Source organism: Saccharospirillum sp. MSK14-1 (genome assembly GCF_003054965.1).
Lineage (GTDB): Bacteria > Pseudomonadota > Gammaproteobacteria > Pseudomonadales > Natronospirillaceae > Saccharospirillum.
The window spans coordinates 35070-56735 of record NZ_MIES01000002.1; the positions used below are offsets into that span (position 1 = coordinate 35070).

A 21666-nucleotide genomic window follows, 5' to 3' on the forward strand; every position below is an offset into this window, starting at 1 on the left:
GTATCAATTGCAGTGGAGATTTCTGTCATGCGTACCGAATCCGACAGCTTTGGGGAACTGCAGGTTCCTGACGATGCCCTCTATGGTGCCCAGACTGCTCGCGCTCTGGATAACTTCCAACTTTCCGGCGAACGCCTGCCAAACGCTTTCATCGACGCCCTGCTCAGCCTCAAAGCGGCAGCGGCGCGTGCTAACGCCGAATTAGGAACGCTGGAACAAGAGCGCGCCGATGCCATCGTCGCCGCTACCGAAAAAGCCCGTTCACTGGATTTCGATGCGCAATTCCCCATCGATGTATTCCAGACCGGTTCTGGCACCAGCACCAATATGAACGTCAACGAGGTGGTCGCTTACCTGGCCAATCAGGCTGGCGGGTTGACGATCCACCCCAACGACGACGTTAACGCCAGCCAAAGCAGTAACGACAGCATTCCCACGGCCATCCAAATCAGCAGTGCCCTGGCAGTGGAAAGTGAATTACTGCCTGCCATTACCCAATTGCGCGATGTGATTGATGAACGCGGTCAGGCGTTTCGCGATGTCGTTAAAACCGGCCGCACCCATTTAATGGATGCCATGCCGATGACTCTGGAGCAGGAATTTTCCGCCTGGAGCGAAGCGTTAAGTACCAGTCAACGCCGACTGCAGCAATGTCTGACCCGACTGAAAGCATTGCCGCAAGGTGGCACGGCCATCGGCACCGGCATCAATGCGCCCAAGGGTTTCGCCGAACGTTTCTGTGCTCACCTAAACCAGCAATTGCAGAGCGATTTCTGTCCGCACAACAACGCCTTTTACGGCATCAGCAGCCAGGATGCGTCGTTGGAATTATCGTCCCATTTGAAGGGTTTAGCGGCGACGTTGATTAAAATCAGCAACGATTTGCGTTGGATGAACTCCGGGCCATTGGCGGGGTTATCTGAGTTGGAATTACCGGCACTGCAACCGGGTTCATCGATCATGCCCGGTAAGGTCAATCCGGTGATTCCCGAAGCGGTTTTGATGGCTGCGTATCAGGTAATTGGCTTTGATGCAGCCATTACGCTGGGCGCGCAATCGGGTAATTTCCAGCTGAACGTCAGCCTGCCCTTGATCGCTCGCAATCTGTTACAAGGTATGGCTTTGATGACAACGGCCTGCCAACATCTGGCCGATAAAGCCATTGCCGGAATCACCGTGAATAAGACGTCCATCGAAGAACCGTTGCACCGTAATCCCATTCTGGTGACCGCACTGAATCCGGTGGTGGGTTATCAAAAAGCCGCCGACATTGCGAAGGCGGCCTATAAAGATGGACGCCCGATTATTGAGGTGGCCGCTGAGATGACCGATGTGTCACAGGAGGAGCTGGCGTCGCTACTCGACCCGACTCTGTTGGCTCATCCGCATTCTGAACCGGTACGCCGTCCGTCTTAATCGTCGGACGGCGTCAGGTTCTGCGGTGTTGGAAACGGCCGGAACAGCACGATCAGACGCGGCAACAAGGTCAGTGCGCCAACCAGCGCCACGACCATCGCCAGTGCCGTCAGCAAACCGAAATACAACGTCGGCCGGAAGTTCGACAACATCAAAATGGAAAAGCCCAGAATGATGGTCAAGGAGGTGTAGTACATCGCTTTACCGATCGAATCGTGGCTGCGTTTCAGGGCGCGAACGTACTTACCATCTTTGGCAAATTCACGCCGGAAACGCACGATGTAATGAATGGTATTGTCCACTGCAATACCAATGGTGATGCTTGCAATGGTGATGGTCATCATATCCAGAGGAATGCCGAACCAACCCATAATACCCAACACACAACCGGCCGCGAGCAGGTTCGGTGCCATCGCAATCAGGCTCAGCTTCAGGCTGCGGAACAGCAATAAAAACATCAGCATGATGCCGGCAAAGACCGCGCCCAGGGTTTTAATCTGCGAATCGAACAGGCTTTGCAGCATGTTGTTGTACAACACCATCATACCGCTGAGCTGCACTTCGTCGGGTGCAAAACCCAATTGTTCTACCGCATCGGTTTCAATGCGTTCCAACAAGGCGTCGCGCTTAAGACCATCCATTGAATCAAGAATGCGCACGTTGATGCGTGCCTGGTTGTGCTCAACCGAGACATAAGGGTCGATCACCAGCGCACGAAATTCTGCGGGTATGACCGAGTACAGCAGTGCCAGTTGAATATTGCTCAGGGGTTCGCCGTCGTTAAAGGATTCAGCGATGGTCACCATGGTCGACAGTGAAATGACCTTGCCGGTTTCCGGCTGGGCATCCAGGTAATCATGCAGCGCCCGAATGCGTTCAACTTTATCGCTGGTAAACCAGTATTTCTGAGGGTCGTCTTCGCCACCAAAGTCGTCTTGGAAAGACCCGACCTGGCCGCCATCCATGCTGAGAAAGTCTTCTTCGACAAAAGCACCTTCGGAGTCATCGATAAACCCATCATCGGACGACGGCTCCATATTCGCCATGTCTTCGGCGGCCTCGTCCAAGTCCGATTCACTGACGCCTTCAGCCGGTTGCAACGACGCCTCGCCCGGGAAATTAATCAACACTTCCAAGGGTGTGGTGCCGCCCAGGCGTTGATCGATCACCGTCATGCCCTGATAAATTTCGGTGTTCTCACCGAAATAATCGATAAAGCTGTTTTCCACCACCAGGCGCGATACACCCACGAGCGTCAATCCCGCCAAAGCGATACTCGCCACCCAGATCCAACCTCCTGAACGCAGTGTCAGGCGGGTAAAAAAGCGACTGGCGGCGCCACCACTGCGACTTTCACCCGTGCGTTGATTTTTACCCAGCAAGACCATCATCGCCGGGAACAATAAGAAGGTGACGATAAAGGCGACACCGATGCCCAGCGACATCATCCAACCAAAGTTAATAACCGGCCGTATGCCGCTGAACAACAAAGAGGCAAAGGCAACACCGGTGGTCAGTGCCATATAAAGACAAGGAACCGCAATGCGGCGCACGGCCGTCGTGACCAATTGCGGCTGTTCCCAGTCCGGATGACGACGCAACAATTCGCGATATCGAACGATTAAATGGATCGACATCGACAGCGTCAGAATCAGCAGCAGGGAAATGAAATTGCTGGAGATCACCGTCACCGGCCAGCGCCCCCAACCGAGAATACCGAGCATGGCAACCACCACCACACCACAGCAAATCATCGGCATGACCACCCAGCGCGGATGACGGAAAATTGCCGTCAGGGTCGCAATCAATAAGAACAGCACACCCAGACCAAAGGTAATTAAGTCGCTGCGCACAAAACGAATGATGTCATCGGCGATCATTGGTACGCCGCCTAAGTGCAGCTCGCCGTATTCGTCGTACTCGGTCATGATCGAACGCACCGAATCGATGGCGCCACCAATGGCTTGAGAGCGCTCATCGCGGCGTTCCTGCAACGCCAGCTCTACCGCTTCCAGCGTTTCTTCTCGGAAGTCTGGCGAGTCGCTGTCGCGTAACGCCTGCCACGTTTCACGTTCTTCAAGCAGCCGGTCCTGAATCTCATCGCGCGGGAAATTGATCTGCAATGCGGTGGTATTGGCATCCAGATTCAACAGCAGATTGACATAGAGCGGGCTGTTAGCCAGTTCCGAACGCGCCATGTCCAGATTGGCTTCGGGATCTTCAAGCGTTTTGATATTACTGACCAATTCGGTCATCGGTACCGGCGGATTAGACAGTAATGGAACATCCATCACCGATACCACCGATTCGACCGTCGGCAGCTGGCGCAGTTCATCGCGCAACTCACTCAATGTATTCAGTGATTGTTCTGTGAACAGTGAATCTTCGGGGGTGAACGTCAGGACCAGGAATTCCTGAGAACCATATCGTTCGGAGATGGTGCGGAATAATTCCAGATCAGGGTCATTTTCTAACAGCAGACTTTCCGCCGATGCGTCCAGCGAAAAATGCCGCGATTGATAACCCAGAAAGCCCACAACCAGGGCCAGAGCCAGCATCAACCAGGGCGCACGCTCGGTGATCAGGCGTTCATAGACGTTAAGTAAACGAAACCACATGCTGAAATTATCCTTGGCGAAGCCTGAGCAGCAAAGTGCCCATGCTACTTAACGATCGCGCTCTTGGCGATCTTCGCAACGGCCACACCAACGACAAACCCGCTGGCAATATGCCTGATAACTGGCACCGTACTCCTGTTCGAGCACTCGCTCTTCGTAACGAATAAACACCCAGTACAGCACCAATATAAACACCGGCAGCACGACCCAGGAAGACAGTGAGCCGACCCAGATGGCCAGACCAACGGCGATGCTAATGGACCCCAGATACATGGGATTACGGCTGAGACGATAAACGCCCCGATCGACCAAGGAGGTCGGGCGTTCAAAGGGTTGGATCGTTGTACCGGCCCGCTGCAACTCACGGTCTGCGGCGATATTCAACAAGGCGCCGATAACGACCGGCAGCAGGCCGATAAAATTCCAGGGATACGGAAATAAGATTCCCAGTGGCATGATGAAATGCAGCGCAAAGATGGCAAGCATCACCAGCAATCCCAGCGCCGGGGGCAAAAATGGGGGCTTATGCCGCATCAATAAAACTCAATAGCCAATTTCGACGGCGCGATTGTACGGTTTTGCACGATTAAGCGCAGCCGTCGAAAGTCATGACTTTGCCACAACGGGCGCAAAAGCCCTTGCTTCGGCATCGCACGCCTCGAAACAATGGCAGTCCGTCAAATGATCCATGACCAGGCCCGTGGCCTGCATAAAGGCGTAACAGATGGTTGGCCCAACGAAATTAAAGCCACGTTTTTTCAGTGCTTTGGACATGGCTTGCGCTTCATCGGTAGAGACCGGAATCTGATCCAAACGCTGCCAACGATTAATGATTGGCTGACCGCCAACAAATGACCACAGAAAAACGGCAAAATCTTCGCCGGCGTCCATCATCGCCAAATAGGCTCGCGCGTTACGACGGATGGATTCCACTTTAAGTCGATTACGCACAATGCCCGGATCAGTGAGTCGCTCAGCGAGGTCTTCATCGCTGAAAGCGGCAATTGCCTCAGGGTCAAAATCGGCAAAGGCACGATAGTAGTTATCTTGCTTTTTTAAGATCGTCAGCCAACTTAACCCAGCTTGCTGGCCATCCAGACAGAGCTTGGCAAAGAGTTCGCGACTGTCGCGAACCGGCCGCCCCCAAACCCGATCGTGGTAGGCCTGATAAAGGGCGTCACCGCTGCACCAACCACAGCGCCGGTATTCGTCATGGATAGCCGTCATAGCAATACCAGATTATCGCGGTGCACCAGCTCCGGCTCGGCCATAAAGCCCAAAATGCGCTCAAATTCGCGCGACGGTTGCTTGATCAACCGCGTCGCGTCATCGCTGTCATAATTGCACAAACCACGACCAATCACGCGTCCGGATTCATCCAGCAAAGACACGCATTCACCCCGCTGAAAACGCCCCTTAACGGCAGTAACACCAACCGCCAACAAGCTCTTACCTTGCTCCAACAATGCCCGGCAGGCACCGGCATCGAGCGATATTTCACCTTTGGTCTGCAACTGACCAGCGAGCCACTGTTTGCGCGCCACCAGGGGTTCCATATCCGGAATCAGCTCGGTACCCAGCGCATCACCCGCGCGAATGCGCAGCAGGACATCGTCCAACCGGCCACCGGCGATCACGGTGACCGCACCACTGCGTGAGGCCAGACTCGCTGCACGCACCTTAGTGGCCATTCCACCGCGACCTAAAACGCCGCCGCCGCCGGCCATACCGGCCAGGCGCGGATCACTGGCTAACGCATGCTCAATCAAGCGGGCATTGGGATTGGTACGAGGATCGGCGTCGAACAAACCGTCTTGATCGGTTAATAAAATAAGCGCATCCGCTTCGACCAGATTGGCAACGAGCGCGCCAAGCGTATCGTTGTCACCAAAGCGAATTTCATCGGTCACGACGGTGTCGTTTTCGTTAACGATTGGAATCACTGGCAATGCCAGTAAGGCGCGCAACGTTGAACGCGCGTTGAGGTAACGACGTCGATCAGACAGATCGTCGTGCGTTAGCAAAATTTGGGCGCTGTGCAGACCGTGTTGCTGGAAATCTTCCTCATAAGTCTGCACCAGTTTGGTCTGACCCACAGCCGCCGCAGCCTGCAACAACTCCATTGACTCCGGACGAGTCGTCCAGCCCAGCCGATTCATGCCAGCGGCCACCGCGCCGGAAGACACCAAAACGATTTCCACACCCTGCTCGCGCAGACTGGCCATCTGAGCCACCCACTGGCGAATGCGGATTTCATCAAGGCCACGACCATCGTTGGTTAACAAAGCCGAACCGATTTTTATCACCCAACGCTGACCCTTGGTCAGCGCCGAATGTCGTTGCCGGGAACTGCCCACCGGCGTTCTCCTCTAAGCGTTAGACAGCGGCATCATAGCGCTGCGCTCAAGGCGCATAAATGATTTCGACCTCGTGATCGTCATCATCGTCGTCATCGTTATCTTTGGCTCGCTTGGCACGACGCTGCTGAGCCAGCAACTGAATGCGCTCACGGGCTTCGCGTTCCACTTCATCGCGGTGGGCAACGTCGGCTTCCAATCGTTCCGGATCGTCAGCCAGCGCCTGATCATCGGCTTCCAACCAATTCATTAACTCAGCGGTTAACGCCTGGGTGCCGTCACCGGACAACGCCGAAACCGCGAATACCGGGCCGTCCCAATCCAAGGCGTCAATCACCGCATCGATGCGCGCCTGGCGTTCATCGTCCGGCAACAGATCGGTTTTCGTCAGCACCAGCCAACGTTCGCGCTGTGCCAATGCCGGGCTGAAAGCTTCGAGTTCTTCGGCAATGACACGGGCATTAACCGCTGGGTCGGATTCATCCACCGGGTACAGATCAACCAGATGCAATAAGACACGGGTACGCACCAAATGCTTCAGGAAGCGAATGCCCAGGCCAGCGCCTTCGGAGGCGCCTTCAATCAGACCCGGGATATCGGCCATCACAAAGGAGCGCGAATCATCAATACGCACCACACCGAGATTCGGCACCATGGTGGTAAAAGGATAATCGGCCACCTTGGGTTTGGCCGCACTGACCGAGCGGATCAAGGTCGACTTACCGGCATTGGGCAAACCCAGCAAACCGACGTCGGCAATCACTTTCAATTCCAGACGCAAATTACGCGACTCACCCGGTGTGCCTTTGGTGAACTGACGCGGTGCGCGGTTGGTACTGGATTTAAAACGGGTATTGCCCACGCCGCGATAGCCGCCCTGGGCAATTTTCACGGTTTCACCGGCGCTGCGCAGATCGGCCAGCACCTCTTCGGTATCAGCGTCGATGACCGTCGTGCCAACCGGCAGAATCAAGGTGGTGTCTTTACCGGCGCGACCGGTCATATCACGGCCTTTGCCCGGCTCCCCGTTTTCCGCCTTATAGCGACGGGTAAAGCGATAGTCGATCAGGGTGTTAACGCCATCATCGGCTTTCACCCAGATACTGCCGCCGTGACCACCGTCACCACCATCCGGGCCGCCTTTCTCGACGAATTTTTCGCGCCGAAAGCTGACACAGCCACTGCCACCTTTACCGGCTTCGACGCTGATACTGGCTTCGTCCACAAATTTCATCGTTCGCTGCAACCTCTGGTTGAATGCGGTGTGCGCCACTGGCGCGGCATTTTGATACGTTGATTATGACAGTCTAGCGTCCATCGCTGGACATAAAAAAAGCCCTGCAAGGCAGGGCTTTTTGCAAGAGCGTTAGAACCGTCGATTAAGCGACGATGTTGACGAACTTGCGCTTTTCTTTGCCCTTGATGGTGAATTCCACCTTACCGTCGGCTTTAGCGAACAAGGTGTGATCCTTGCCGATGCCAACGTTATCGCCGGCGTGGAAACGAGTGCCACGCTGACGAACGATGATAGAGCCAGCAGAAACGGCTTCGCCACCGAAGGCTTTCACGCCCAAGCGTTTACTTTCGGAATCGCGACCGTTACGAGTACTACCACCTGCTTTTTTGTGAGCCATGGTTTCTCTCCGTTATGCTGAAATACCAGTGATCTTAACTTCAGTGAACCACTGACGGTGGCCCATCTGCTTCATGTGATGCTTACGGCGTTTGAACTTCAGGATTTTCACCTTCTTGTGACGGCCATGAGCCACCACTTCGGCAGAAACCTTGGCGCTCTTCACAGCAGGCTCGCCCACCGTGATTTTATCGCCATCCGCTACCAGCAACACTTTATCAAAATCGATGTTAGCGCCGGTTTCGGCTTCAATTTTTTCCAGTTTCAGCGTGTCGCCTTCACTGACGCGGTACTGTTTACCGCCACTTACGATTACAGCGTACATGGGATTCTCCATCTGAATGTGTCCGACCCGCACCGACCTCATTACTTAAAACCTGCTGCTAAAGGCAACGCCTACGCTGGGAGCACCCTATGACAGGGAATGAAGCGGATCGATCAGGGCGCGCAATTGTACGGATAACCCCCCTGCTGCGCAAGCCCGTTTTGTCCCGATTGCGACGAAACTGTTCAACCCAGTCAGTCCAGCCTGACGCCGTCGCTCCGCCCTGTTAAGCTAGCCGCCCTATCCAGCCAGAGCAGGACCCGATCGCCACATGGACCAGAACGCCATTTTCACTGTCGTTGCCGATGACTTCGCCGCTGTTAACCGAACCATACTGGCGCAACTGGAATCCCGAGTCCCTTTGGTCGAAAAGATTGCCGATCACATCATTTCCAGTGGCGGCAAGCGCATGCGCCCGTTACTGACACTGCTCAGTGCTGGCCTGTGTGGCGGCATCGACGACCGCCATCACAAGCTGGCAACCGTTATCGAGTTCCTCCATACCGCCACCTTATTGCACGACGATGTTGTCGATACCTCTGATATGCGCCGAGGCAAACCCACCGCGAACGCCAATTGGGGCAATGCGCCTTCGGTATTGGTGGGTGACTTCCTCTATGCCCGCGCCTTTGAATTGCTGGTCGAGATTGGCGAGATGTCGGTGATGAATCGCTTGGCGGTTGCGACTCGAACACTGGCTGAAGGCGAAGTCATGCAGTTAATGAACGTGCGCAACCCGGATGTCACAGAAGCTCAGTATATGGATGTAATCAAAGGCAAAACCGCCATTCTGTTTCAGGCCGCCAGCGAAACCGGTGCACTGCTCAGCGGGCAAAACAATGCCGATTGCGAACGACTGGCGACCTATGGACTCAAGCTTGGCCTGGCGTTTCAATTGATCGACGATGTGCTCGACTACGACGGTGATGCTGCCAAGCTGGGGAAAAACGTCGGGGATGATTTAGCCGAAGGCAAACCCACGCTGCCGCTGATTCACGCCATGCAGAAGGCCTCTGAGAGCGAGGCTCAATTGATTCGGCGAGCCATCCGCAAAGGCGGCCTGGATGACCTAGACGCCATTCTCGACATCGTACACCGCTGCGGCGCCATCGATTACGTTAAAGCACAGGCCCACCGCCAGGTGGAAGACGCCTTGCAACAGCTCGATGGTTTCGCGGAAAGTCCTTACAAGACAGCGCTGGCGAGCCTGGCTGAACTGGCGATCGCACGCGACAACTGAGACGGTCGCCGGCATTAACGCTCAGCGCCGCGCGCCATCTGGGCGTTAACGAACGCCTGCAGCGCCAGAAAGTCGATGTCAGATACGTATTTAAATTCGATCCCGTAAGCCGCCGCGCTGTTGGCCAGTTCGCGTCGATCCAGCACCGCTCGAATCTGCGATTCGATGGAAATAACTCGAGTGACATGGCCCACCGTCACTTTCGAGGTCAGCAACAAAATATCGCCCGGCTTACCCAATGCCTGCAGCGTTTCCAAGCGCGCACCGGTGGTCGATAAGTCGACAATCGCACCGGTACCCCGTTCACCCGTCGTGCTGCTTTGATTGACGATGGTGACCTGCATATTGGCCAGCACCCGCTCCGCTTTACGAATCTCACCGGCCTCAACACGGTCGGGCCAGGCAAGGTGCAGGTAATACGCCGGAGTGGTACAGATATGGGCAACTTGAGTGCGAAACGCACAGGCGCTCTTATTGGAGAAAAAGCGCACGATCACACCTTGATCCTTACGCAACAGTAAAGGCCGATGCTCGCCCAGCAAGGGGGTTGTCACCAGAACGGTACGCCCGGGAATATAGCCGATCAGATTGATGTTGTGACGCTTGCTGTCACCGCCTTCCACCTCGAGTTTCATACTCAGACCGGTGGTCAAGCGTAACTTGCTGAATTCGATACTGGCCATCGCCAGGCATCCTCCACTGACTCCCGCTACGTCCAACCGAAGTTGACGACTGACGCTCAGGAGTACTCTTCGATAAACCGGTCGCTACAGCCCGGCCTCAGGGCCGATACAAGGGGCTTCCGGCAAGCCAGTCGCGTGTTGACGACACCAGCTCACGCAGTTGGGTTTCGGTCAGAACTTCGCCTTCTTGCATCCAGGGCTGCCAGAATGTTTCCGGCGGCATAAGACTGTCATCGGTCAGCGGGCCGATTTCTTTACGTTCTTGTGCCGACAATGACTGCAACCAGACTAACATTTCCAGGCCCGCAACATTAGCCACCATGTCTTCGGCGCTGAATCCGGTGGGGCGTGTGAGCGCGTCAGACCATTCTTTATACACCGCCAACTCCAGCACCGACTGAGGCGACATCTGAGTGCCCAACCACATCGCCAGCACAAAATGTCGAGCCAGATCGTAACGCCCCTGCAGCGTGAGTCGCTTAAATGGCAACGCGGGCAAGTCTTCGCCAGGAATCAGCCCGGATGACGATCCCAGAGCGGCATAACTGAGCGCACCCAGCATCGCCGGGGCATGCTCATCCCAGTTAAAGTCCGGCCGCGACAACATAGCCCGCATGGCCACGCGCAGTGGGATACGAAATGCATCCTGCTGCTCAAACCAGTCACCCAACCACAGCACTTCATCGCGCAGTTGTTCGACCTGGCGAGGGTCCGACCAGAAAGGTGCAAAGCGTTGCATCCACTCAGCCATCATCGGGTCATCCCATACCACTTCTACAGCGATTTGCCCCTCGGACAGAGTCACACTTGGGTTGAGCTGACGCCACAAACGTTCGGCGTCTGCGACGGAAGGAATCGCTGCGAGGCGCAGATTAACGCGCTCCAGCAGATAAGACGGCAAACGAACACCCGCGATACTCAACTGGTCCAGATAAAACGGCGCTTGCGGGCGCCAGCGGAATTGCAGCGGCAGATAACGATCCAGCACCCCAGTGGGCCACCAGACATCCAGAGTCAGCTGTTCTTCAGAGACATCGGCGTGAAACTGAGAGTGCGCCAGGCGTGGCTGAGTCGACGCCAGCAAAATGGCCAGCTTCTGAATATCGTCCTCGGCGACGACAATGCCATAGGTTTCACCACTGACCAGGCGAGCCGGATGATAGTCTTCCAACCATTGGCGGTATTTGCGCAGATCACTGAGCGGGATAATGGTACGAGGTACCGCATCGTCGCTTTCCGTCAGCCACCAGAACGAACCAGCCAGCGCAGCGGCGACCACCACCAGGACCAGCATCAGGGTGCGTATCAGCCTCACTGGGTATCCTCTACCTGACTCTCATACAGAGCTTTTAAGGCATCCTGAATACCACGGCGCCAAGGCTGTTGCTTAATGCCAAAGGTCGCCAACACTTTACGAGCACTCAACTCGGCGTTAACCGGTCGTTGCACCGGCGTTTCCGGCGCATCGGTCAACGCCATTTCCGAGAGCTGCTCGACGCTGACATCGACATAGGATTTCGCGGTTTTGACCACGGTTTCAACAAAGGTTCGCCAGTCGGTGCGGTCACTGCCCACATAGTGGTAAGTCCCCCACAGCGGCGGATCCACGTGGCAATCAACCTGTTCCAGCATGGCGAAAATCACCCGTGCCAGATCGGCAGCGGGTGTCGGGCAGCCTTGCTGATCGTTGTACAGACTCAGTACCGAACGATCGGTTAATTGATCAAGCAGCCGGGTCAACGGATTATTGCCATCCGGGCCGAATACCCAGGACGTCCGCACAATCAAATGTTGCGGGCAGGCCGCACGTATCGCCTGTTCACCCGACCACTGACTGTCGCCAAGTACCGACAGCGGATTGGGGGTATCGGTTTCCACATAGGCCGATGCTTTGGTGCCATCAAATACACGCTCTGATGACAATTGCACCATACCAATACCGCGCTGAGCGCAGGCCTGCGCCAACAAAGCCGGACCATCACGATTGAGTGAAAAACTGGCCACCGAATCCTGCTGGGCCAGATTGGCGTCGTTTAACCCATCGGTATTAATTAGATAATCCGGCGACATCTCGTCCAGACAAGCCGCGATGGCGGCCGGATCGGTAATATCTAACTGGCTTCGTTCAACGGCGACAAAAGCGACTTCCCGACTGATCAACAAACGCTTTAAGGCCTGACCCACCTGACTGTCAGCACCGGTCACCAAAATGTTCACAAAGCGACCTCAGAAAGGAATATCGTCGTCAAAGTCGTCGAAATTGTTATTGCCCGGCTGCGAGCCGGTCTGTGGCGCTGGCTGGCTGGGTGCCGGCTGCTGACCACCACCAAAACCAGCCCCCTGATTGGGTTGACCGCCACCATAGCCGCCAGTGTTCTGCTGACCGCCAAAACCGCCCTGAGGTTGCGATTGAGGTTGACCGCCACCAAAGCCGCCGCCTTGATTAGACTGGCCGCCACCGAAACCACCGCCTTGATTGGACTGGCCACCGGAGCCACCGTCATTACGGCCACCAACAAACTGCATGTCCCGGGCCACGATCTCAGTGGAGTAACGGTCCTGACCGTTTTGGTCCTGCCATTTGCGCGTCTGCAGACGGCCTTCAATGTAAACCAGCGACCCTTTATGCAGATAATTGGCAGCGGTTTCAGCCATGCGACCAAAAATGACAATGCGGTGCCATTCGGTCTGATCCTGGCGATTGCCCTGCTCGTCCTGCGGACCCAGCTCATTGGTTGCCACATTCAGGTTAACCACCTGAGTGCCTGATGCGGTTGCCCGAACGTCTGGGTCCTGCCCCAGCCGCCCGAGAATGATGACCTTGTTTACCGTACCTTTAGCCATGATCAATATCCTGTAGGTTAAGCGCTTGATAGCAGCCGTCCGGGCCGCCTCTTACTTCTGAATTGTGTGTATCATCACGGCGGACTCTGCCGTGGTCAATTGTGGCTTGCCGTCGATGTGGAATCACTCCCAGCCCCAGTGTCGGAGCGATGCTCAGCCGGGCTGCGCTCAGCCAGCCACAGCACCGCCATCCACAGTGCCATCAGGGTCGCGCCCAACACCGCTATACCGACCTGATCGAAGCGACTGAAGGCCCAACCGCCCAGGACACCACCACAGGCAGCGCCCAGGAACTGACCGGTGGAAAACAATCCCATCGCGGTGCCGCGCGCATCCGCCGGAGCACGACGACTGAGCAAGGACGGCAAGCTGGCTTCAATCAGATTAAAGCCCACAAAGAACAACCAGGTCAGCGCAACGCTCAAAACAACCCAGCGGTTCAAACCCAGCAATAAGGTTGCCAGCAACACCAGCGCCGCGGCAAACAGCAACACGGGCACATGCAAGCGACGGCGCTCGGCAATCATAATCAACGGCGCCATAGCGACAAACGACAGCACCATCACTGGCGCGTATATCCAGCCCAGATGCCCCTGCGCCACACCCTGACGCGTCAGCATCACCGGCAGGCCAACAAACAAGGCAGTCATGGTCAGGTGCAGACAAAAAATGCCCAAGCTCAGTGGCGTTAGCTGACGATCGCGCAACACCGCGCCCAACTGACTGCCTCGCCACTGACGTTCGCGATGCACCACCGGCGCTGGTGGTTGCGGCAACCACAGCAGAATCAGCATGCTCAACAACGCCAGCGCAGCGGTCGCCCAGAACAGTCCAGCCAAGCCAAAACCACCCGCCAGCCAGGGCCCGACCATCACCGCCAAGACAAAGGATCCACCGATCACAGCGCCGACGATCGCCATGGCCTTAGTGCGTTCACCATCGCGGGTGTAATCAGCCAACAAGGCCAACACCACACTGGCAATGGCGCCACTGCCTTGTAAGGCGCGACCAACAATCAGCCAGATCACATCATCGGCCAACGCCGCCAGCACCGAACCGGCAAAGAACACCAACAGTCCGGCGAGAATTACCGGCTTACGACCGAATCGGTCCGACAACATGCCTAAAGGAATTTGTAACAGCGCCTGAGTGACACCATAAATGCCCAGCGCCAACCCCAGTGTCTGAGTGCTGGCGCCGACTAAGTGCTGGCCGTAGAGCGTCAGCACCGGCAACACCATAAACAGCCCCAACATACGAGCGGCATAGAGTGTTCCCAGCCCGAAGAGCGCGCGTTTTTCCAGGGAATTGAAAGCCATGACGGGGCTGTCTGCGTATCCAACTGAGTGCGAAGGCGCGCATCTTATCAGAAAAGATCGACCCGGTGGCGCCGCTTGGGTTCTGTACATACATACAGTACACTTTCGCTTTTGTGTCTGACCGCAGCCGTAACGCCAAGAGGAACAGATGGACAAAATCACCGTCCAGGGGGCTCGTACCCACAACCTGAAGAATATCGACGTGGAAATCCCGCGTGATCAACTGGTCGTACTGACCGGTCTCTCCGGTTCCGGCAAATCCTCACTGGCCTTTGATACGCTCTATGCCGAGGGTCAGCGGCGCTATGTCGAATCACTGTCGACCTACGCCCGCCAGTTCCTGTCGATGATGGAAAAGCCCGATGTTGATCACATCGAAGGTTTATCACCGGCCATTTCCATCGAGCAAAAAACCACCAGTCACAACCCACGTTCGACCGTCGGTACCACCACCGAAATCTACGATTATTTGCGTCTGCTTTACGCCCGAGTTGGCGAACCGCGCTGCCCACATCATGATGAACCGCTGGCCGCCCAGACCATCAGTCAGATGGTCGATCAGGTATTGGCCCAGCCGGAAGGCTCCAAATTGATGATGCTGGCGCCGCTGATCGACGACCGTAAAGGCGAACACCTACACGTGTTCAACGAACTGCGCGGCCAGGGTTTTGTGCGCGTTCGTGTCGACGGTACGGTAATGGATCTGGACGAAGTCCCGGCGCTGGATAAAAAGCGTAAGCACAGTATTGAAGCCGTGGTCGATCGCTTCAAAGTGCGTGACGACCTGAAGCTGCGCTTGGCCGAATCGTTCGAAACCTGCCTGACCTTGTCCGGCGGTACCGCCAAGGTGGTATGGATGGACGGCGATGGTGAGGATCTACTGTTCTCCGACCGCTTTGCCTGCCCGGTGTGTGGCTATGCCATCGCCGAACTCGAACCGCGCATGTTTTCCTTCAACAACCCGGCCGGCGCCTGTGAACAGTGCGATGGTCTGGGCATGAAACACTATTTCGACGGCGGCAAAGTGGTGCGCGATCCGAGCCTGAAACTCGCCGAAGGCGCCATCTCCGGTTGGGATCGTCGCGCCGTCTATTACTTCAGCCAGTTACAGGCATTGGGCGAACATTACGGCGTCGATATCGACGTAGCCTTTAGCAAACTGCCCAAGAAGTTTCAAAAAATCGTTTTAGAAGGCAGTGGCAACACTGAGATCGAATTCTCTTATGTGAACAGCCGTGGTGCGGTATACAGCCGCCAGCACACCTTTGAAGGTGTGATGCCCAATATGGAACGGCGCTACCGCGAAACCGACAGCCAGATGGTGCGCGAAGAACTGTCCAAGTTCCTGACCGAACAAGATTGTCCGGGCTGTCACGGTTCCCGTTTGAAAGAAAGTGCACGCCATGTCTTCGTCAATGGCATCAACCTGCCCGAAGTAACGCACATGGCCATCGGCGATGCGCTGAACTATTTCGACACCCTGAATCTGACCGGCTCCAAAGCGCAAATCGCTGACAAAATTCTGCGCGAAATTGGTCAACGACTGAGCTTTCTGGTCAACGTTGGCCTGGATTATCTGACGTTGGATCGCAGCGCCGATACGCTGTCCGGTGGTGAAACTCAGCGTATTCGTTTAGCCAGCCAGATAGGCGCCGGTCTGGTCGGTGTGATGTACATTCTCGATGAACCCTCAATTGGCCTGCACCAACGCGACAACGATCGGCTGTTGCAAACCCTGACCAATCTGCGCGATCTGGGTAACACCGTTTTGGTGGTGGAACACGATGAAGACGCCATTCGCGCCGCCGATTATGTGCTCGATATCGGCCCAGGTGCCGGTGTGCATGGCGGTGAAATTGTGGCGGCCGGAACACCGGCTGAGATCATGGCCAACCCGAAATCGCTGACCGGCAAATACCTCAACGGCCAAGAAGCGATTGCCGTTCCTGCTAAGCTGACGCAGGCCGATGCCAAACGTCAGCTCACCATCACCGGTGCGCATGGTAACAATTTGCAAGACGTGACTCTGAACCTGCCAGTCGGCTTGCTGACTTGCATCACCGGTGTGTCCGGCTCCGGAAAATCAACACTGATCAACCAAACCCTGTATCCGCTGGCCGCGGCCAAACTGAACAAAAACACCACCCTCTCGCCAGCGCCTTATAAAGACATCAAAGGTCTGGACCATTTCGACAAGGTGGTCGATATCGATCAAAGCCCCATTGGCCGCACACCGCGCTCCAACCCGGCCACCTACACCGGCACCTTTACTGCCATTCGTGAATTATTCGCCGGCACTCAGGAAGCGCGTTCACGTGGTTATCAACCGGGGCGTTTCAGTTTCAACGTCAAAGGCGGCCGATGTGAAGCCTGCCAGGGCGATGGTGTGATCAAGGTGGAAATGCACTTCCTGGCCGACGTTTATGTGTCCTGCGATGTCTGCGACGGACGCCGCTACAATCGCGAAACGCTGGAGATTCGCTACAAGGGCAAAAACATTCACGAAGTGTTGGAAATGACCATTGAAGAAGGCCGCGAATTTTTCGATGCGATACCGGCACTGGCGCGCAAGTTGCAAACCTTAATCGACGTCGGCCTGACCTACATTAAGCTGGGCCAGAGTGCGACCACCCTGTCCGGTGGTGAAGCTCAACGCGTTAAACTGGCGCGTGAATTATCAAAACGAGATACCGGCAGCACACTCTATATTCTGGATGAGCCCACCACGGGCCTGCACTTCCACGACATCAAACAATTGTTGGCCGTGCTGCATCGCTTGCGTGATGACGGCAACACCGTGGCGGTGATTGAGCACAACCTGGACGTCATCAAAACTGCTGACTGGATCGTCGATCTGGGGCCTGAAGGTGGCAGTAAAGGTGGGCAGATCATTGCCGAAGGTACGCCGGCTGAGGTGAGTAAAAATCCAAACTCCATTACCGGTTACTACCTGAAACCGTTGCTGAAAAAACGTGCCAAAACGGCCTGACCAAAACGCAAAAGCCCGGCTCATTGAGCCGGGCTTTTTTTATGCCTTAAACAGTGTCGATTAGCTTAACCAGACGGTTCAGGCGGACGCTGCTTGGCTTCCTCCCAAAACACATCCAGCTGTTCCAAACTGAACGCCGACCAGTCGCTACCACTGGCTCGAACCTGTTGCTGAACGTGACCGAAGCGATGTTCAAATTTAGCCATGGTACGACGCAGGGCTTGTTCGGGATCAACGTTTAAATGTCGCGCCAGATTGGCCATGACAAACAGCACATCACCCAATTCGTCTTCAATCGCGTCGGCATCGCCACTGACCTCGGCTTCACGCAGCTCACCCAATTCTTCATCAATTTTGGCGTAGACTTCATCGGTTGATGGCCAGTCAAAACCAACGCGGGCCGCCCGGCTTTGCAGCTTTCGTGCACGCAACAAACCTGGCAGCGCTCGGGGAATATCATCAAGCAAACCATTGGTCTGTGGCTTGTTCACTTTTTCCTGATCTTTGAGTTTGTCCCAGTTGCGATTAACCGCTTCAGTTTCCGGCCGCTGCTCTGGATCGACGCGACTGTCCAGTGTTCCTTCGGGAAATACATGCGGATGGCGATACAGCAACTTGACCACCAGATCGTGGATCACATCGTCGAGATCGAAGCGTTCTTCTTCGCGCGCAATCTGCGCGTAAAAAACCACCTGGAAAATTAAGTCACCCAGCTCTTCACGTAAGTGCGGGTAATCACCGCGTTCGATGGTGTCGATGACCTCATACACTTCTTCCAGTGTATGCGGAACAATCGAACGATAATCCTGTTGCAGATCCCAAGGGCACCCATCAATTGGATCGCGCAATCGTTGCATTAATGTTTTGAGGTCGTCGTAGCCGTAGCGGCGTTCGCTCATAACAGACTCTTAATGGGGTTGATGAAAGGCACGGCGAACATCTGCCACGTTGGGAATTTTCGACAATTGCGCCATGACTTTACCCAGCGCATCAATGTCTTCAATCTCCAATGTCAGCTTCATATCAGCCTGGCTTTCATCTTTGTTCGACAACGTATTTACCGACGTCACGTTCAAGCTGGCGTTGGCCATCACCATCATAATGTCGCGCAGCAAACCGGTTCGATCGTAGGCCAGAATGGTAATGTCCACCGGGTAAGTACGACGCGAGCGACCACCCCAGCTGACTTCGATAATGCGTTCGGGTTCGCGGCTCTTCAGCTGCAACAAATTGACGCAATCCTGGCGGTGAATCGACACCCCCCGACCCATGGTAATAAAACCCACCACCGGGTCGCCGGGCACCGGCTTACAGCAATTGGCAATCGACGTCAGCATATTGCCAACACCATGAATCACCAGATCACCGCTGGATTTATGCTCCGTCACTTCGCCCAGTTGAATTTCATCGGGCTGGTCTGGATTCGCCAGACTTTCGGCAACATGCACCACCTGCATCAAGCGCAAATCACCTGCACCGATGGCGGCGTACATATCGTCGGCGTTGTTATAATTAACCAGCACCGCCACTTCATCCATGTCCAGCTTGGGAAGATTGAAGCGTTGTAATTCACGCATCAACATGGCGCGACCTTCCGCCAGATTCTGATCTCGATCCAGCGATTTAAACCAGTGCCGAATCTTGGCCCGCGCCCGGTTGGAATGGACATAACCCAGGTCCGGATTCAGCCAATCCCGACTCGGGCTGGGTTCGCGCCCGGTTAAAACGGATACCTGATCACCAATTTTCAGTTGATGATTCAGCGGTACAATTCGGCCATTCACCTTAGCGCCACGACACCGGTTTCCGACGTCGGTGTGAATTTTATAAGCGAAATCAATGGGGGTCGCACCACGCCCAAGATCGACCACATGCCCTTCGGGTGTCAGCACATAAATACGGTCGGTCTCTACATCCGAACCGAGCTCTTCGACCATTTCCTCGATGCCACCCAGCTCGTCGTGCCATTCCAGCACCTGACGCAACCAGTTAACCTTTTCTTCATAGCCGCGCGAATGGGTGTTGCCCTTGGCATCGGTGCCTTTATAAACCCAGTGCGCACAGACACCCAGTTCGGCGTCTTCATGCATGGCGTGTGTGCGGATCTGCACTTCCACGACCTTGCCTTCCGGACCAATCACCGCCGTATGCAATGAGCGATACCCATTGGATTTGGGCGAGGCAATGTAGTCATCAAACTCGCGAGGTATGTGTCGCCACAGCGAATGCACAATACCGAGTACGGTGTAACAATCGCGCACGTCAGGCACCAGCACTCGAAAAGCACGAATGTCGTAAACCTGACTAAAGCTGATCGATTTGCGCTTCATTTTGCGCCAGATCGAATAGATGTGTTTAGCGCGGCCCTGAATTTCCGATTGGATGCCCGCGGCCTCAACTTCAGCCTGCAAAATGGACTGAACGTTTTCAATGTAGTGCTGACGATCGAGCCGCTTTTCATCGAGCAGCTTGGCGATTTTTTTATAGTCCTGTGGTTCAAGATAGCGGAACGACAGATCTTCCAATTCCCACTTCAACTGCCCCACGCCCAGACGATGGGCCAAAGGCGCGTAGATATCGGATACTTCCCGGGCGACTTTGTATTTGCGCGCCGCTGGCGCGTGCTTAACCGCGCGAATCGCACAGGTCCGTTCGGCCAGTTTGATCAAGGCGACGCGGACATCGTCGATCATCGCCACCAGCATTTTGCGCACGGCTTCACCCTGAGTTTCGTTTGAACCCAGTACCGACGCTCGTGTGGATTTGTGTTGGGTATGAATGGCGGCCATGCGCAGCACGCCTTCAATCAGCGAGGCGACTTGAGGACCGAACTGATCGCGTACCGTATCCAGTGGCAGTTCTTCTTCACGCACGGTGCGATAGAGAATGGCAGCAATCAGCGCCTCTTGATCCAGGTTCAAATCGGCCAGAATCTCGGCCATTTCCAGACCCGTTCGATAGGCGGACTCACCTTCGCCCCAATGATTTTTTTTCTCGTCGGCTTCCTGCTCGGCCAGACGGGCGATGCGACAGGCGCGCACCAGCTCATCACTGTCAATCAGCGGCGCTTTGTTTTCTATGCGATCCAACCAGGATTCCAGATCGACGGTGCCGTCACTGAATACCGGCTGGTCTTCCCGTACCTTTACCATCTAGGTCTCTTCATTGTGCGCCCGAACCCATCCGATTCGAACGAGCGACCGGGCCGTCAACCCGGGCCGCAGCTGCTTATCCTGAAAATACGCCGGTGGAGAGATAGCGATCTCCCCGGTCGCAGACAATAGCGACGATAACGGCATTTTCAACCTCATCGGCCAGACGCAACGCGCCGGCCACCGAGCCGCCGGAGGAAACACCGGCAAAGATGCCTTCCTCGGCAGCCAGACGCCGCATTGTGTCTTCGGCGTCTTGCTGATCAATATCGATGATCCGATCCACCCGGCTGGCGTCAAAAATCTTCGGCAAATAGGCCTCCGGCCAACGCCGGATGCCAGGAATCTGCGACCCTTCACTGGGTTGCAGCCCCACAATCTGAACCGCCGGATTCTGCTCTTTCAGATAACGCGACACACCCATGATGGTGCCTGTGGTGCCCATGGATGAGACAAAATGGGTCACCTCTCCGTGGGTGTCCCGCCAGATTTCAGGGCCTGTCGATTCATAGTGCGCGCGCGGATTATCGGCGTTCGAGAACTGATCCAGCACCAGACCCCGGCCTTCGCTTTGCATTTGCAGTGCCAGGTCCCGGGCATACTCCATTCCCTGTTCCTGAGTCACGCTGATGATCTGGGCGCCGTAGGCACGCATGCTGGCGCGGCGCTCTTCACTGAGGTTTTCCGGCATGATCAACACCATTCGGTAACCCTTAATGGCCGCCGCCATTGCCAGAGCGATACCGGTATTGCCGCTGGTCGCCTCAATCAAGGTATCGCCTGTCTGAATGTCGCCCCGGGCTTCTGCACGCTGGATCATGCTCATGGCCGGTCGATCTTTAACCGACCCTGCCGGGTTGTTGCCTTCAAGCTTTAGCAGAATGATATTGGAGCCGTTGGCGCCCATGCGCTGCAACCGGACCAATGGGGTGTTTCCGACATAATCTTCAATCGTCGGGTAAGACGGCATGCTGGCCTCCTGACGTTTTTGGTGCGCCTATAATACTGCCTATTCAGTGCCAAACCTAAGGCCGACCTTGTCGACGACGCTCAGCTGGCTTTCGCACCCCCATGAATGAGGGGTTAGCGG

Annotated in this window: 18 protein-coding genes; 3 read left to right on the forward strand and 15 right to left on the reverse strand. The window is 55.5% G+C overall.

The window, feature by feature from the left end:
* Nucleotides 1–27 precede the first annotated feature (27 nt).
* Entirely contained in the window at nt 28–1416 is a 1389-nt protein-coding gene (locus BGP77_RS00190) for an aspartate ammonia-lyase (protein WP_108162717.1), read from the forward strand.
* On the opposite strand, the gene BGP77_RS00195 is transcribed toward BGP77_RS00190, so the two are convergent.
* The 7 genes from BGP77_RS00195 to rplU form a co-directional block, all read right to left on the reverse strand.
* A complete protein-coding gene (locus BGP77_RS00195) occupies nt 1413–4034 on the reverse strand; it encodes an RND family transporter (protein WP_108162718.1) in 2622 nt (873 codons plus the stop codon). The genes BGP77_RS00190 and BGP77_RS00195 overlap by 4 nt on opposite strands.
* A gap of 48 nt (nt 4035–4082) precedes the next feature.
* Nucleotides 4083–4568: an isoprenylcysteine carboxylmethyltransferase family protein gene (locus BGP77_RS00200; RefSeq protein WP_108162719.1), complete on the reverse strand. Its 486-nt coding sequence runs from the start codon at nt 4566–4568 to the stop codon at nt 4083–4085.
* Nucleotides 4569–4640: 72 nt separating this feature from the next.
* A complete protein-coding gene (locus tag BGP77_RS00205) occupies nt 4641–5261 on the reverse strand; it encodes a DNA-3-methyladenine glycosylase I (protein WP_108162720.1) in 621 nt (206 codons plus the stop codon).
* Nucleotides 5258–6391 carry a glutamate 5-kinase gene (gene proB, locus BGP77_RS00210; RefSeq protein WP_108162721.1) on the reverse strand — a complete coding sequence of 378 codons (1134 nt, stop codon included), beginning with the start codon at nt 6389–6391 and terminating at the stop codon, nt 5258–5260. Before proB ends, BGP77_RS00205 begins: the two co-directional genes overlap by 4 nt.
* A 46-nt stretch (nt 6392–6437) precedes the next feature.
* Nucleotides 6438–7625 carry an Obg family GTPase CgtA gene (gene cgtA, locus BGP77_RS00215; RefSeq protein WP_108162722.1) on the reverse strand — a complete coding sequence of 396 codons (1188 nt, stop codon included), beginning with the start codon at nt 7623–7625 and terminating at the stop codon, nt 6438–6440.
* A gap of 145 nt (nt 7626–7770) precedes the next feature.
* Nucleotides 7771–8025, reverse strand: a complete 255-nt coding sequence (gene rpmA / locus BGP77_RS00220) for a 50S ribosomal protein L27 (RefSeq protein ID WP_108162723.1) — start codon at nt 8023–8025, stop codon at nt 7771–7773.
* A gap of 12 nt (nt 8026–8037) precedes the next feature.
* On the reverse strand, nt 8038–8349 hold the full coding sequence (gene rplU, locus BGP77_RS00225) for a 50S ribosomal protein L21 (RefSeq protein ID WP_108162724.1): 312 nt from the start codon (nt 8347–8349) through the stop codon (nt 8038–8040).
* Nucleotides 8350–8620: 271 nt separating this feature from the next.
* Here rplU and BGP77_RS00230 point away from each other — a divergent pair, with 271 nt between their 5' ends.
* On the forward strand, nt 8621–9589 hold the full coding sequence (locus BGP77_RS00230; protein WP_108162725.1) for a polyprenyl synthetase family protein: 969 nt from the start codon (nt 8621–8623) through the stop codon (nt 9587–9589).
* Nucleotides 9590–9603: 14 nt separating this feature from the next.
* Here BGP77_RS00230 and BGP77_RS00235 read toward each other — a convergent pair whose 3' ends face one another.
* The 5 genes from BGP77_RS00235 to BGP77_RS00255 all read right to left on the reverse strand — a co-directional run bounded on the left by BGP77_RS00235 (nt 9604) and on the right by BGP77_RS00255 (nt 14435).
* Complete coding sequence (locus BGP77_RS00235) at nt 9604–10272, reverse strand: flagellar brake protein (RefSeq protein ID WP_108162726.1); 669 nt, start codon at nt 10270–10272, stop codon at nt 9604–9606.
* 97 nt (nt 10273–10369) lie between these two features.
* Nucleotides 10370–11587 (reverse strand): hypothetical protein, encoded by a 1218-nt coding sequence (locus BGP77_RS00240; RefSeq protein ID WP_146171152.1) that lies wholly within the window; start codon nt 11585–11587, stop codon nt 10370–10372.
* Nucleotides 11584–12489 carry a sugar nucleotide-binding protein gene (locus tag BGP77_RS00245; RefSeq protein ID WP_108162728.1) on the reverse strand — a complete coding sequence of 302 codons (906 nt, stop codon included), beginning with the start codon at nt 12487–12489 and terminating at the stop codon, nt 11584–11586. The genes BGP77_RS00240 and BGP77_RS00245 overlap by 4 nt, the downstream gene beginning before the upstream one ends.
* Nucleotides 12490–12498: 9 nt before the next feature.
* Nucleotides 12499–13116: a single-stranded DNA-binding protein gene (locus BGP77_RS00250; RefSeq protein ID WP_108162729.1), complete on the reverse strand. Its 618-nt coding sequence runs from the start codon at nt 13114–13116 to the stop codon at nt 12499–12501.
* A gap of 95 nt (nt 13117–13211) precedes the next feature.
* Nucleotides 13212–14435: an MFS transporter gene (locus tag BGP77_RS00255; protein ID WP_158269224.1), complete on the reverse strand. Its 1224-nt coding sequence runs from the start codon at nt 14433–14435 to the stop codon at nt 13212–13214.
* A 148-nt stretch (nt 14436–14583) separates the two neighbouring features.
* On the opposite strand from BGP77_RS00255, the gene uvrA reads away from it, so the two are divergent.
* Entirely contained in the window at nt 14584–17424 is a 2841-nt protein-coding gene (gene uvrA, locus BGP77_RS00260) for an excinuclease ABC subunit UvrA (protein ID WP_108162731.1), read from the forward strand.
* A 65-nt stretch (nt 17425–17489) separates the two neighbouring features.
* Here uvrA and mazG read toward each other — a convergent pair whose 3' ends face one another.
* The 3 genes from mazG to cysM all read right to left on the reverse strand — a co-directional run bounded on the left by mazG (nt 17490) and on the right by cysM (nt 21546).
* Nucleotides 17490–18323, reverse strand: a complete 834-nt coding sequence (gene mazG / locus BGP77_RS00265; protein WP_108162732.1) for a nucleoside triphosphate pyrophosphohydrolase — start codon at nt 18321–18323, stop codon at nt 17490–17492.
* A gap of 9 nt (nt 18324–18332) precedes the next feature.
* The gene (gene relA / locus BGP77_RS00270; RefSeq protein ID WP_108162733.1) at nt 18333–20576 is read right to left on the reverse strand and encodes a GTP diphosphokinase; all 2244 of its coding nucleotides are present in this window, start codon (nt 20574–20576) and stop codon (nt 18333–18335) included.
* Between the two features lie 76 nt (nt 20577–20652).
* Nucleotides 20653–21546, reverse strand: coding sequence for a cysteine synthase CysM (gene cysM / locus BGP77_RS00275; protein ID WP_108162734.1), 894 nt, complete (start codon nt 21544–21546; stop codon nt 20653–20655).
* Nucleotides 21547–21666 lie beyond the last annotated feature (120 nt).